The following is a 13,383-nucleotide window of genomic DNA, read 5'->3' on the forward strand; positions in this document are numbered from 1 at the left end:
GGCCCCGGCCGCGCCTTTCTGGTTACGGCGCGATTCGAATTCAAGGCCACTTCATAGTGGTTGACGTGAGCGTCGTGAAAACCTCATTGCGCGCCATATGGATACGTACCAAAGGGGTCACATGAACATCCGTCGGCAGCCGAATGTCCATGAGCAGTTCGCCGCCCGCGCCGTGTCGCGGCCGGATGGCATCGCGGTCGTGTCCGGAGACCAGCAGCTCACCTACGCCGAGCTGGCGGAACGCGTCAACCAGCTGGCCAACTACCTGCACCACAACGGGACCGGGCCGGGCTCCGTCGTGATGGTCCACATGGAACGGTCGATCGACACGATCGTCGCGCTGCTCGCCACCCTCGCGGCGGGCGGCACCTACCTGCCGGTCGAGCCCGGCGTGCCGGACAGCCGGATCCGCGCGTTCGCCGAGGAGACCCGCGCCACCACCGTCATCGCCAACGCGCGGGACGCCCATCGCTTCGCCACCTTCGCCGACCTCGTCGTCACCACCGCGGCGGGTCTCGCCGGCGAGTATCCGGTGACCGCGCCGGAGGTCACGGTGTTCGGCGTCGACGCCGCGTACATCATCTACACCTCCGGCTCCACCGGCACCCCGAAGGGGGTGGTGGTCGACCACGCCGCGCTGAGCCACGTGATCGGTGAGCTCGCCGCCTGGTACGAGATCACCCCCGCCGACCGGGTACTGCAGTTCGGCGCGCTGTCGTTCGACACCTCCATCGAGCAGATCATGGTGGCGCTGACCGCCGGGGCGACGCTCGTGCTGCCCGACATGAGCTGGGCGCCGAGCGAGCTGCCGGACCGGCTGCGCAGGCACGGTGTCACGGTCATGGATCTCACCCCCGCGTACTGGCGGCGGTTCCTCACCGAGCTGGCCGCCCGCCCGGTCGAGCTGCCCGTCCGGCTGTCCATTGTGGGCGGTGAGGCCGTGCTGGCCGAGGACTGCCGCACCGCGCTGGAGCTGTTGCCGGACGTGCGGCTCGTCAACGCGTACGGCCTCACCGAGACCACGATCACCTCGTGCGTCGTGGACCTGACGGCGGACATCCTGCCGCCACGCGGCGCCGCGCCGGTCGGGCCGCCGCTGCCCGGCGCCACCGTGCACGTCCTCGACGAGGACCTGCGGCCGGTGCCGCCGGGGGCGCGCGGTGAGATCTGCATCGGCGGGCTGGGGGTCGCGCGGTACCTCAACCCGGACGCGATCGCCAACGCCCGGTACGTCCCGGACCCGTTCACCGACGAGCAGGGCGCGCGGATGTACCGCACCGGTGACCTCGGCGCGTGGACGCCGCAGGGGAACCTCGAGGTGGTCGGCCGCATCGACCGCCAGCTCAAGATCCGAGGGTTCCGGGTGGAGCCCGGCGAGGTCGAGGCCACGCTCGCCGCGCACGAGCTGGTCGGCAACGTCGCGGTGACCGACTACGAGCAGAACGGCCAGCGCAGGCTCGCCGCCTACTACACCACCGCACCCGGCGCGACACTCGACACCAAGGAGCTGCGGGACTTCGCGGCCGGGTTCCTGCCGGACTACCTGGTGCCGACGGCTTTCGTCGCGCTGCCGGAGCTGCCGCTGAAGACCAACGGCAAGGTCGACCTCACCGCCCTGCCGTTCCCGGTGACGGTCGAGGAACCCGCCGACGAGGACGCCTCGACCGTCGTCAGCCTGTTCGAGCGCGGCGTGGCGCGGCTGTGGTGCCAGGTCCTGGAGCGGGACAAGGTCGGCCCACACGACAACTTCTTCGCCCTTGGCGGGAACTCCATCCTCGCCGCGGAGCTGCTCGCCAAGGTGCGTGGCACGTTCGGCGTGATGATCACGCAGGTGCGCCCGCTGATCCGGCTGCTGCTCGAGGACGCGTCGCTGCGCAGCTTCGCGTTCGCCGTGCAGGCCGCCAGGTCGGGCACGCTGCCCGGCGACGACACCCGCAAACGGGTCGACTTCGCCGCCGAGTCCCGGCTGGACGTGCCGATCGACACCGGCCTGTCCGGCAAGGCGGCCTGGCAGGACCCGCAGCACGTGTTCCTCACCGGTGCCACCGGTTTCCTCGGCACCTACCTGCTGCGTGAGCTGCTGTCCACGACGGACGCGGTGGTGCACTGCCTCGTGCGTGCCGACGACGCCGACACGGCGATGACCCGCCTGCAGTCCACCGCGCTGCACTACTACGGCGACGACCTCGCCCAGTGCCGCATCGCGGGCCGGATCGTCGCCGTCCCCGGTGACCTCGCCAAGCCGGGGCTCGGGTTGTCCGAAGAGGCCTTCGACCGGCTGGCGCGGACCGTCGACGTGATCCACCACCCCGGCGGGCTCGTCAACTTCATCTACCCGTACTCGCACATGCGCCCGGCGAACGTCGAGGGCACCCGCGAGATCATCAGGATGGCCGCCCGTCACCGCAACATCCCGGTCCACTACACGTCCACGATGGCCGTGGTCGCCGGGTTCGGCACGGCCGGGATCCGGCACGTCGACGAGGACACCCCGCTCGCGCACGCCGACCACCTGTCGGTCGGGTACGTGGAGAGCAAGTGGGTCGCGGAGGCGTTGCTGCTCAACGCGGCGGAGCAGGGCCTGCCGGTGGCGATCTACCGCGCCGCCGACATCTCCGGCGACCAGGTGACCGGCGCGTGGAACACCGCGACCGAGATGTGCGCGATGAAGAAGTTCGTCGTCGACTCCGGCACCGCGCCGGTCGCGGAGCTGCCGCTGGACTACACGCCCGTCGACGTCTTCGCCGCCGCGGTCGCGCACATCGCCACCAGCTCGTTGCCACGCGGGGACGTCTACCACCTCACCAACCCCGGCAAGGTCAACATCGCCGAGCTGATCGGCCGGATGCGGGCCAGAGGGCACGAGATCCGCGAGGTGTCGTGGCAGGAATGGCTCGACGAGCTGGTGAAGCTCGCGGTGGAGCAACCGGAGCACCCGATGACCCCGTTCGCGCCGCTGTTCATCGACCGGTGCGCGACCGGCGAGATGAGCGTCGCGGAGATGTACCTGGAGGACACGTTCCCGGCGTTCGGCCGCGCGAACGTGGAGAACGCGCTGCGGGGCAGCGGGATCGTGATCCCGCCGGTCGACGCGGCGATGCTCGACAGCTATCTCGACTACCTGACCGACATCGACTTCCTGCGAGCCGCGTGATGGACAGCTTCCTCGGCACCGCGAACCCATGGCGGACGCTCGATCTCACCGAAGCGCCCGCCGACGGCCCGGTCGCCTTCCACGACGACCTCACCCCGGCGACCCTCCTCGACGCCTACCGGCACGGGCTGTACCCGTTCCCGGCCGACACCGAGGAACAGAAGATCCTCAGTGAGATGACCTACGAGGGCCGGGTGCCCGTGCTGGGTGACGGCGCCGACCCGTACGCGGTCGCCTGGTGCTCGCCCGACCCCCGGCCGGTGATCTCCGTCGACGAGGTCCGCCTCCAGCGCAGCCTGCGCAAGCAGCTGCGGAACAAGGTGGAGTGGACCACCACGGTGGACGTGTGCTTCGAGCGGGTGGTGCGGCAGTGCCGGGCGGGCCGGGAGCCGAGATGGCTGACCGACCGGCTGGTCGCGAGCCTGGTGGCACTGCACGAGGCCGGGCACGCACACAGCGTGGAGGTGTGGGACGGCGAGGAACTGGTCGGCGGCACCTTCGGCGTGCGGGTCGGTGGCGTGTTCTCCGCCGACTCGCAGTTCACCCTCGCCAGCGGCGCGTCGAAGGTCGCGATCGCGTGCCTGGTGCGGCGGATGGCGCGGAGCGGCGGCGTCGCGGTCGACGTGCAGCACGACGGTGACCACGCGCGCCTGATCGGCGCCGTGCCGATTCCCCGGGCGCGGTACCTGGAACTGTTGCGGGAACACGGATCCGTGGCGGGCACCATGGCAGCCGAGCCGCTGCCCGCCAGGGAGCTGGCGGCCTGACGATCGTGGTGGTGACGCTCGCCGAATGGCCGGGCGTCACCACCACGATGGTGGTCTCGGGGCCGTCAGGCCACGTGGCGGTGCTGGTTCTCGTGGTGTGACGGGCCGGGTGCCGGGTCGGCGATCCACGGGCCCTCGATCGACGGGTCGAGGACGCCGTCCTCCAGCCACGTGTACCGGTCGGTGAGCACGTTGCGGGACACGGCGCGGTCGTGGTCGTCGGTGTTGCTCCACAGTCGGCCGAACAGTTCGGCGATGCGCAGGCGGGCCTGGTGGCAGAACGCGTCGGCCAGTTCGAGTGCGCCCTCGGCGTCGGTGCGGGTCTTCGCGTACACGCAGCTCACGCTCATCGCGTACAGCTCGGCGGTGATGTCCACCAGCCTGCCGAGGTAGAGCTGCCGGTCCGCGAGTTCGGACGGCCAGCGGGTGCGGCCGTGCGCCACGTGCTGGGCCACGCTGCGGCAGGTGCGCTCGACGAAGCGCAGGTGTGGTGCCAGCAGGCCGAAGTCGTCCACGGTCACCGGTTCGTCCACTGTGGACGCCGGATTGTCGATGGCGAGGACCTCCTGCGCGATGAAGCCACGCAGTGCCTCGGTCGAGCCGTCGAAGATGCGGCCGATGCGCACGTCCCGCAGCAACTGCTCGGCAGGCACTCCGCGTTCGCCTCGTGCCGCCGCGGACTCGGCGGTCTCATAGCCCCGGCCGCCGCGGATCTGTAGCAGTTCGTCGGCCACCAGCCATGCCTTCTCCGACGCGAACAGCTTCGCCAGCTCCGCCTCCATGTGCGTGTCGCCGCCCGCGTCCGCGTGCCTGCCCGTCACCTCGACCATGGCCTCCAGCGCGAACGCGGTGGCCGCGATGAACGAGATCTTCGCCGCCACCGCCTCGTGCTCGCCGATCGGCTTGCCCCACTGCACCCGCACCCGTGACCACTCGCGGGCGATCTTCAGGCTCCACTTGGCCGCCGCCGCGGACACCGCGGGCAGCGAAAGCCTGCCGGTGTCCTGTGCGGCCAGCGCGACCTCCAGGCCCTCGCCTTCCGGACCGATCCGGTGACCGGCGGGGACTACCACGTCGTGGAACCGCACGACGCCGTTCTCCAGGCCGCGCAGGCCGAGGAACTCGCCGCGGTGCTCGACGGTGACGCCGGGGGAGCGGGCCTCGACCACGAACGCGGTCATCCCCGTCTCGGGCACCATCGCCATGACCACGATCAGGTCGGCGAGCACCCCGTTGGTGACCCACGACTTCAGCCCGTTCAGCGTGTACGAGCCGTCGGCGGCGCGCACGGCGGTGGTGCGCATGCGGAACGGGTCGTTGCCGATGTCGGGTTCGGTGAGGGTGAACGCGGAGATCTCCCGCACGCACCTCGGCAGGAACTCCCGCTTCTGCTCGTCGGTGCCGGACAGCAGGATCGGCTGGGTCAGCCCGATCGCCTGGTGCGCGGCCAGCAGTTCGCCGAGTGCGGAGTGGGTCGTGTTGACCAGCATCAGTGCCCGCAGGTAACAGGCGCCCGGCAGGCCAAGACCGCCGTACTCCTTCGGGAGCTTGATGGCGAACGCGCCGATGTCCTTCAACCCGGCGATCACCTCGTCGGGGATCCGGCCATCGCGTTCGATGAGCCTGCTGTCCACCTTGTCCACGCAGAAGTCACGCAGCCGCGCGAGGAACGCCTTGCTGTCCGCGTCGAGTCCTTGGCCGGGCAGCGGGTCGAGCAGCCCCAGCCGGAACCGGCCGAGGAACAGCTCGCCGCCGAAACTCTCCACAGTAGACACGAGGTGTCCCTCCACAGGTGACGGCCGGGTGGCCCTTTGCAGGACCACCCGGCCGGATTTCCTTAAGCTGCTTCCACTTCCTGTTCGTCCGCCTTCTCCTGCGCGGGCGCGCCGGTCGGCGGCACCTGCCGCAGCCGGGCGAACGCCAGCACCGCGCCAGCCGCGGCGATGATCGCGGCCACCAGCGCGCCGAGGTTGAGCCCGCTCGTGAACGCGGCCCGCGCAGGCTCGAGCACCGTCGTGGCCACGTCCGGGGACAGCGTGCTCGCCGAGGACACCGCGCCGTCAAGGCTGTCCCGCGCCGCCGCGGCGGCCTCCTCTGGCAGGCCACCGGGCAGGGTGTCGGCGACCTCGCCCCGGTACACCGCGATGCCGATGCTGCCGATGAGCGCGATGCCCAGCGAGATGCCAAGGTCGTTCGCCGTGGTGGACAGCCCGGACGCCCCGCCGGCCTTCTCCGGCGGCACCGCGCCGACGATCATGTCGGTGGTGAGCGCCATGGCCGGGTTGACCGCCGGGTACAGCACGATGAAGCCCGCGATCAGCAGCGGCAGACCCGCCGTGCTCTCCACCTGCGTCAGCATCAGGTAGCCGACCACCTGCACGGCGAGGCCGACCCCGATGATGATGCCGGGGCTCACCCGGCGCGCGATGATCGGCGAGACCAGCGACACGACGACGAGGAGCACCGCGGCGGGCAGGATGGCGAGCGCGGTCTGCAGCGGGGACAGGGCCGCGACCAGTTGCAGGTACTGCGTGAACATCAGGTACACGCCACCCATGCCCGCCGCGGCCAGGATGAACACACCGAGCGCGCCGCTGACCGTGCGGTTGGCGAACAGGCGCACATCCAGCAGGGGTGCCTCCAGCCGCAGCTGGCGCAGGACGAACCAGACGCCGAACGCGATGCCCGCGGCGATCGTGCCGAGCGCGATGCCGAGCGAGTCGTCCTTGGCGAGGGTCTTCACGCCGTAGATGAACGGCAGGAGCGTGGCGAGCAGGAGGCCGACGGACAGCAGGTCGAGCTTCGCGCCCCACGAGTCGGTGTGGGCGGGCAGCAGCAGCGGCGCGCCGATGATCACGATCGCCATGATCGGCACCGCGACGAGGAACGTCGCCCGCCACGAGAACGCCTCCAGCAGGACCGCGGACACGATCGGGCCGAGCGTGACGCCCGCCGAGATGCTGGCTGCCCACACGCCGATCGCGACGCCGCGCTGCTTCGCGTTGTGGAACATGGAGAAGATCAGGCCGAGCGTCGATGGCATCTGTGTCGCCGCGGCGACGCCGAGGATCGCCCGCCACAGGATCATCAGCGCCGGGTCGTCGGTGAACGCGGCGAGGATCGACACGATCCCGAACACCGCGGCACCGATGATCAGCAGCCGCCTGCGGCCGATCTTGTCGGCGATCGTGCCCATCGCGACGAGGAAGCCGGCCATGGTGAAGCCGTAGATGTCGAGGATCCACAGCAGCTCGGTGCTGCTGGGGTTGAGGTCCCTGGCGATGTGCGGGATGGCCAGGAACAGGATCGTCAACATCATGAACAGGAGCAGGGAGGGAAGTACCAGCAGGCCCAGTCCCAGCCATTCCCTGCGACCGGCTCGTGGCTCGGACGACGTGTTCGCAGAGGACATCGGAGTTCCCTTCGTGTCTGACGGCTGATCGGTGCCTGCCGATGGTACCCCACCGGGGTATGGGTATGGAACCGGCGTGTGCGGCTCCGCCTCGACTCTGACAAGAAGGCCTTGCAGTGCACTGGTACCGCGCTCGCACGTCACTCGCGGCCCTGGACAACCGCCGATACCCGCTGCTGGTATGTCCACATGACCGACATCGTCTCGCGCGCGCGGACCGAGATCGCCAAGCACGCGACGGGCAACCGGTTCGCCGACCTGCTCGAGGCAGGCGCCGTGCCGGAAGAACGGTTGCGGTGGCTCGCGGGGGAGCTGTACCGGCTGGTCGGCAGTGACCGGCGCAGCCAGGCCCTGCTCGCGGCGCGGTTCCCGGCTTCGCCCGCCGGGGACCTGTTCCTCACGCTCGCACAGGGTGAGGCGGAAGCGTTGCGGCTGCTCGGTGACTTCGCGAGCGCGGTCGGCATGGGAGAGGCCGAACTGGCGGCGTACGAGCCGTTGCCACTCGCGCAGGCGTACCCCGCGTATCTGACGCAGCTCGCGGTGTTCGGGTCGAGCAGCGCGATGGCGCTGGCCCTGCTGGCGAACGTGGACGAGTCCGGCGGCACGTACGCCAGGGTGGCCGCGGCGTTGCGGGGTCGCTACGGGCTGTCGGAGAAGGCGGTCGGCCACTTCCTCTACTTCGCCGAGACCCCGCAGGAACTGCTCGACGTGGCCCGCGCGGTGCTGGACGCCGGGCTGGCCGGCGGCGAGGACGCCGACGAGGCCGTGCGTTCCGCGCGGATCGTGAGCGCCCTGGAGGGCGCTTTCTGGGATGCCCTCGCCGACGGACTCGCCTAACATTGGCTGATGGCCGGTCTGAAGTCCGTGAATGTCGGTGTGCCGAGGGACAATCCTTGGAAGACCACCGGGACTACCGGGATCGACAAGCGGCCGGTGGCTGGGCCGGTCGCGGTCAGCGCGCCAGGGCCGAAGGGCACCGGTGCGGTCGGGCTCGCCGGGGACCGGGTGTACGACGTCCGGCATCACGGCGGTGACGACCAGGCGGTTTACGCCTACGCGCGCGAGGGTCTCGATCGCTGGGCCGAGCGGCTGGGCAGGCCCCTGTCCGACGGGGTGTTCGGCGAGAACCTGACCACGGTCGGTGTCGATGTCGATGGTGCGCTGATCGGTGAGCGCTGGCTTGTCGGTTCGGACGTGGTGCTGGAGGTGTCGTGCCCGCGGATTCCGTGTGGCACGTTCCAGGGGTGGATGGCCGAACACGGCTGGCTCGCGACGTTCACCGAGGCGGCTGAGCCCGGGGCCTACCTTCGGGTCGTCGAGCCGGGGTCCGTTCGCGCGGGTGACCCGGTCGTCGTGGTTGCGCGGCCTGACCATGACGTGACGGTGGCGCTCGCGTTTCGTGCCTTGACCACGTCTCCGGAGCTGCTGCCACGTCTTGCGGTCGCCGAGGCGTTTCCCGCGGAGGGGCTGGCCAAGGTGCGTAGGCGCGTTGGTCTTTGAGGTTGGGTGTCGACTCAGAGACTGGTCAGGGCGCTCAGTGGGATCTTGACGCGGCGGTCTATGCGGTCTTCCGCCCACGTGCGGGTGTCGACCAGCCACCACTGCTCCACCTCGACCAGGTACAGCCGGTGTGGTGCGGGCGCCACCAGTGCCGATGCCGGCAACGTGTACTCGGCGCGGTCCTTGGCGTCGGGTAGAACCGCGTCGTAGAACGTCGCGTGGTACAGCTCCACCTCCGCTGAGGACAGTTCGCGGCACACGCCGTTGAACTGTGCGCCGTCCACCGCCATCAGCTCGTTCCCTGCCACGAACAGCGAGCCGCTGACCAGCGGGCGGGTGGTGATGTCATTGCTGTGCCGCGACTGGATCGCCGAGCCGAACAGGAAGCGCAGCGGGTCCGGCAGCCATGCGTACTGCAGCACCGTCGACCACGGTTGTTCGTCGGTGGACACGGTGGCCAGCGACAGGTACTTCGCCTCGTCGAGCAACCGGCGGGTCCTGGTCGCCAGACTGTCCTCCGCCATGTCAGGCGGCCTCGATGGCGTGGTGACACGGCGGCTGTGTGCCATCGGCGGCCCTGAACCCGATCATGGTGCTCCTCCTGGAAGTACGCGAACACCGACCGTGGGATTGGGCCGAGGCGACACGGCGAAAATAACCGGACACCGTCCGAATCGGAATGCTGGAATCCGGCTCGTGTCGCGATGGTGGTCGCGAAAGCACTGGCCGTGGCCGGTCCGGTAACCGGCGCTCCAGGAGGAATCGACTGGAATTCCCCAGGTGGGGCGAGTGTCGCACGATCGGACCACAAGCGGGAACACCCTGGTGGGCAACGGGATTCGGTTCACAAATGTAAAAAGCGACCTGTGGCGTAGGACGGTTGGACGCACCGGTTCCTCCTGACTTGACGTGATATGCACCACATCGGGTCAGGAATTCTTTTGCCTTGTCATGAAAACCCCGTGACTGACGTGGTGTTTTCGGGTGACAGCCCGGAAAAACGCACTGCTCAGCGCGCACCGGGTAGGCGCGGCCGGCGTGTGCTTTCGCAATCGCCCGTCTGGCGGCGGTTCGATCGATGGATTGACCATGCCTGCCTGCGGTCAGTTGAGTACGGAACGTCATCTGTTCGGCCATCGTGCTTGTCGGGAGTGCTGAATGCTTCAGCAGGAGAACGGCGTCACTTCCGCACGCGGGCTTGTCATCGTCGTCAACCCTGTGCACCATCCCTCACCGCGGCTCACCGCCGCCTCTGCCGCGGCGGGCGCGCTCGGCGTGCTCGAACTGCCCGCGCGGGATTCCCGCCGTGCCAAGGAGATCCTCGACCGGACCGCCGCATGGTCGCCGCACCCGTTCGGCGTGCGGATCCGTCCCGGTGTCACCGTCGGCCGGTTGCCCGAGTCCGCACACGTTGTCCTGCTTGGGGATCCCGCCAGGACCCCAGGGGAGTTCCCTGGCAGGACCGTGCTCGTGGAGGTCACCTCGGTGCGGGCCGCGCGGGCCGCGGTCGCGGGTGGTGCGGCCGGGCTGCTCGCGCGTGGCGCGGAATGTGGTGGCGTGTCAGGAGAACTGGGCACGTTCGTCCTGCTCCAGCAACTGCTCGCCGACCCAGGGATCGACATACCGGTGTGGGCGTGGGGTGGCATCGGCCCGGACACGGCGGCCGCGGCGGTCGTCGGCGGCGCCGCCGGGGTCGTGCTCGACACCCAGTTCGCCCTGTACGCCGAGGCCGGGCTCCCCACCGCCACCACCGACGCGATCAGTGGCCTCGACGGTTCCGAAACCGTGCGGTGGCAAGGGATCCGGGTACTGCGCCGCGGCCGCCGCGACGGTGACCTGCCCGTCGACCTTGCCGACCGGCTCGGGCCGGGGCAGTACCTGCCCGCCGGGCAGGACGTCGCGCTCGCCACGTCGTTCGCCGCGCGCTGGCCGACGGTCGGTGCCGCCGTGCGCGGCATCCGGGCGGCCGTGCGGGACGCCGTCGCCGACCACGCACCCGTCGGCGCGCTGACCGCCGGCTGCCCTTCGCTCGGTACGCCCCTGCCCGTCGCGCAGGGTCCGATGACCCGCGTGAGTGACCAGCCCGCGTTCGCGGACGCCGTCGCGACGGCCGGTGGCCTGCCCTTCCTCGCGCTCGCACTGTCCACAGCGGACCAGACGCGGACGATGCTCAGCCGCACCAAGGAACGCCTCGGCGACCGGCCGTGGGGGGTCGGCATCCTCGGGTTCGCCGACGAGGCGGTCCGCAACGCGCAGCTCGACGTGGTGCGGGAGCTGGCGCCGACCCACGCGATCATCGCGGGTGGCCGCCCGGCGCAGGCCGCCGCGCTGGAGGCCGACGGCATCACCACCTACCTGCACGTGCCATCACCCGGCCTGCTGCGCCAGTTCCTCGCCGCCGGCGCGCGCCGGTTCGTGTTCGAGGGCGCCGAGTGCGGTGGGCATGTCGGGCCACGCAACAGTTTTCCGCTCTGGCAGAGCCAGATCGAGGTGGTACGGGGGCACGTGGAAGAGGGAGGCACGCCGCCCGCGGTGTTGTTCGCGGGCGGTGCGCACGACGATCGATCGGTCGCGATGATCGCGGCGATGGCCGCGCCACTCATCCGTGCCGGGGTCGAGGTCGGTGTGCTCATGGGCACCGCCTACCTGTTCACCGAGGAGGCGGTCGCGTCCGGCGCGATCCAGCCGCTGTTCCAGCGCCAGGTCGTCGCCGCCGCGCGGACCGACCTGCTCGAAACCGCGCCGGGGCACGCGACCCGGTGTGTGCACAGTGGTTTCACCGCCGACTTCGCACGCATGGCCGCGTCGCTGCGTGCCGGGGGAGTGCCCGACCGCGAGGTGTGGGAGCGGCTCGAACAGCTCAACATCGGACGGCTTCGACTGGCCAGCAAGGGCATCGAGCGGGTCGGCGACGAGCTGCGCACGGTCGGCGAGGACCGCCAGGCCGCCGAGGGCATGTTCATGGCCGGTGAGGTCGCCGTGCTGCGGGACCGGGTGACGACGGTCGCCGCACTGCACGATTCGGTGACCGAGGGTGCCGCCGCCTTCTTCACCCGGCGGGCACAGGAGCTGCGCGACGAGCCGGTGGCCGAAGAGGCACCGGAACCGCTGCGGATCGCGATCGTCGGCATGGCGGCCATGTTCCCCGGCGCCCCCGACCTCGCGACCTACTGGGCGAACGTGGTGTCCGGCAAGGACTCCGTGACCGAGGTACCCGCGCACCGCTGGGACCGGGAGACCTACTTCGGTGAGCACGGCGACCGTACCCCGTCGCGGTGGGGCGGGTTCCTGCCGGAGATCCCCTTCGACCCGCTGAGCTACGGCATCCCGCCCGCCTCGCTCGCGCACATCGAGCCGGTGCAGCTCCTCGCGCTCGAGGCGGCACGGCGCGCGCTCGCCGACGCCGGGTACGACGGCAGGGACACCGCGCACGACCGCACGTCGGTGGTGTTCGGCGCGGAGGCGGGCAGCGACCTGTCGAGCGCGACCACGCTGCGTACCGTCCTGCCCGGCTACCTCGGCGAACTGCCCGCCGACCTGGCAGAACAGCTTCCCGAGCTGACCGAGGACTCGTTCCCCGGCATGCTCGCGAACGTCATCGCGGGCCGGATCGCGAACCGGCTCAACCTGGGCGGCGCCAACTACACGGTCGACGCGGCGTGCGCGTCGTCGCTGACCGCGGTCGACGTGGCGTGCAAGGAGCTCGTCGCGAACACCAGCGATCTCGTGCTGTGCGGCGGCGCCGACCTGCACAACGGCATCAACGACTACCTCCTGTTCTCGTCGGTGCACGCGCTCTCGCCGTCCGGCCGCTCTGCCACGTTCGACGCCGCCGCCGACGGCATCGCGCTGGGTGAGGGCGTCGCGTGCGTGGTGCTCAAGCGGCTCGCCGACGCGGAACGCGACGGCGACCGGATCTACGCGGTGATCGACGGTGTCGGCGCCGCCAGTGACGGCCGCGCGCTCGGCCTCACCGCGCCCCGCCCCGAGGGGCAGCGGTCCGCGCTGACCCGCGCCTACCGCAACGCGGGCGTGTCCCCGGCGGAGGTGGGGCTCGTCGAGGCACACGGCACCGGCACGGTCGTTGGTGACCGCACCGAGCTGGCCACGCTCACCGAGGTGTTCGCCGAGGCGGGCGCGGCGCCCGGCGCGTGCGCGCTCGGGTCGGTGAAGTCGCAGATCGGGCACACCAAGTGCGCGGCCGGGCTCGCCGGGCTGATCAAGGCGACGCTCGCACTGCACCACGGGGTGACGCCGCCGACGCGCAACCTCTCCGCGCCGAACGCGGCGTGGGGGCCGGACAGCCCGTTCGTGTTCCACACCGAGGCGCGGCCGTGGGCCGTCGAACCGGCGCGGCGGATCGCCGGGGTGAGCGCGTTCGGCTTCGGCGGCACCAACTTCCACGTCGTCCTGCGTGCGCACGAGCAGGCACCCGGGGCGCACGCGCTCGACGAGTGGCCATCGGAGCTGTTCACGTTCCGCGGCCAGGACGACGACACCGCCCGGCGGGCGGCGCGGACGCTGCTCGGCCTCGTCGAGGAGGGCGGCCC

Annotated in this window: 8 protein-coding genes; 5 read left to right on the plus strand and 3 right to left on the minus strand. The window is 70.7% G+C overall.

The window, feature by feature from the left end:
• The first annotated feature begins 121 nt into the window (after positions 1 to 121).
• Both WBA97_RS13695 and WBA97_RS13700 read left to right on the plus strand, forming a co-directional pair.
• Positions 122 to 3,154, plus strand: coding sequence for an amino acid adenylation domain-containing protein (locus WBA97_RS13695; protein ID WP_424231160.1), 3,033 nt, complete (start codon positions 122 to 124; stop codon positions 3,152 to 3,154).
• Positions 3,154 to 3,921 (plus strand): leucyl/phenylalanyl-tRNA--protein transferase, encoded by a 768-nt coding sequence (locus WBA97_RS13700; protein ID WP_424231161.1) that lies wholly within the window; start codon positions 3,154 to 3,156, stop codon positions 3,919 to 3,921. The genes WBA97_RS13695 and WBA97_RS13700 overlap by 1 nt, the downstream gene beginning before the upstream one ends.
• 65 nt (positions 3,922 to 3,986) lie before the next feature.
• Here WBA97_RS13700 and WBA97_RS13705 read toward each other — a convergent pair whose 3' ends face one another.
• Together WBA97_RS13705 and WBA97_RS13710 are read right to left on the minus strand one after the other, a co-directional pair.
• A complete protein-coding gene (locus WBA97_RS13705; protein WP_424231162.1) occupies positions 3,987 to 5,696 on the minus strand; it encodes an acyl-CoA dehydrogenase family protein in 1,710 nt (569 codons plus the stop codon).
• Between the two features lie 62 nt (positions 5,697 to 5,758).
• The gene (locus tag WBA97_RS13710; protein ID WP_424231163.1) at positions 5,759 to 7,333 is read right to left on the minus strand and encodes an MFS transporter; all 1,575 of its coding nucleotides are present in this window, start codon (positions 7,331 to 7,333) and stop codon (positions 5,759 to 5,761) included.
• A gap of 189 nt (positions 7,334 to 7,522) precedes the next feature.
• Between WBA97_RS13710 and WBA97_RS13715 the strand changes: the two genes are divergently transcribed.
• Together WBA97_RS13715 and WBA97_RS13720 are read left to right on the plus strand one after the other, a co-directional pair.
• Positions 7,523 to 8,170 (plus strand): hypothetical protein, encoded by a 648-nt coding sequence (locus tag WBA97_RS13715; protein WP_424231164.1) that lies wholly within the window; start codon positions 7,523 to 7,525, stop codon positions 8,168 to 8,170.
• Positions 8,171 to 8,179: 9 nt separating this feature from the next.
• Complete coding sequence (locus WBA97_RS13720; RefSeq protein WP_424231165.1) at positions 8,180 to 8,833, plus strand: MOSC domain-containing protein; 654 nt, start codon at positions 8,180 to 8,182, stop codon at positions 8,831 to 8,833.
• Positions 8,834 to 8,847: 14 nt separating this feature from the next.
• Here WBA97_RS13720 and WBA97_RS13725 read toward each other — a convergent pair whose 3' ends face one another.
• Positions 8,848 to 9,357 (minus strand): pyridoxamine 5'-phosphate oxidase family protein, encoded by a 510-nt coding sequence (locus WBA97_RS13725; RefSeq protein ID WP_424231166.1) that lies wholly within the window; start codon positions 9,355 to 9,357, stop codon positions 8,848 to 8,850.
• A gap of 634 nt (positions 9,358 to 9,991) precedes the next feature.
• On the opposite strand from WBA97_RS13725, the gene WBA97_RS13730 reads away from it, so the two are divergent.
• Positions 9,992 to 13,383 (plus strand): beta-ketoacyl synthase N-terminal-like domain-containing protein (locus tag WBA97_RS13730; RefSeq protein WP_424231167.1); only part of this gene is annotated, 3,392 nt, incomplete at its 3' end.

Source organism: Actinophytocola sp., from assembly GCF_049647105.1.
Classification (GTDB): domain Bacteria; phylum Actinomycetota; class Actinomycetes; order Mycobacteriales; family Pseudonocardiaceae; genus Actinophytocola.

Bases quoted from the DNA above. Each gene is read 5' to 3' on its own strand.
- WBA97_RS13695 (WP_424231160.1), top strand. From the start codon at position 122: ATGAACATCCGTCGGCAGCCGAATGTCCATGAGCAGTTCGCCGCCCGC.
- WBA97_RS13700 (WP_424231161.1), top strand. From the start codon at position 3,154: ATGGACAGCTTCCTCGGCACCGCGAACCCATGGCGGACGCTCGATCTC.
- WBA97_RS13710 (WP_424231163.1), bottom strand. From the start codon at position 7,333: ATGTCCTCTGCGAACACGTCGTCCGAGCCACGAGCCGGTCGCAGGGAA.
- WBA97_RS13715 (WP_424231164.1), top strand. From the start codon at position 7,523: ATGACCGACATCGTCTCGCGCGCGCGGACCGAGATCGCCAAGCACGCG.
- WBA97_RS13720 (WP_424231165.1), top strand. From the start codon at position 8,180: ATGGCCGGTCTGAAGTCCGTGAATGTCGGTGTGCCGAGGGACAATCCT.
- WBA97_RS13725 (WP_424231166.1), bottom strand. From the start codon at position 9,357: ATGGCGGAGGACAGTCTGGCGACCAGGACCCGCCGGTTGCTCGACGAG.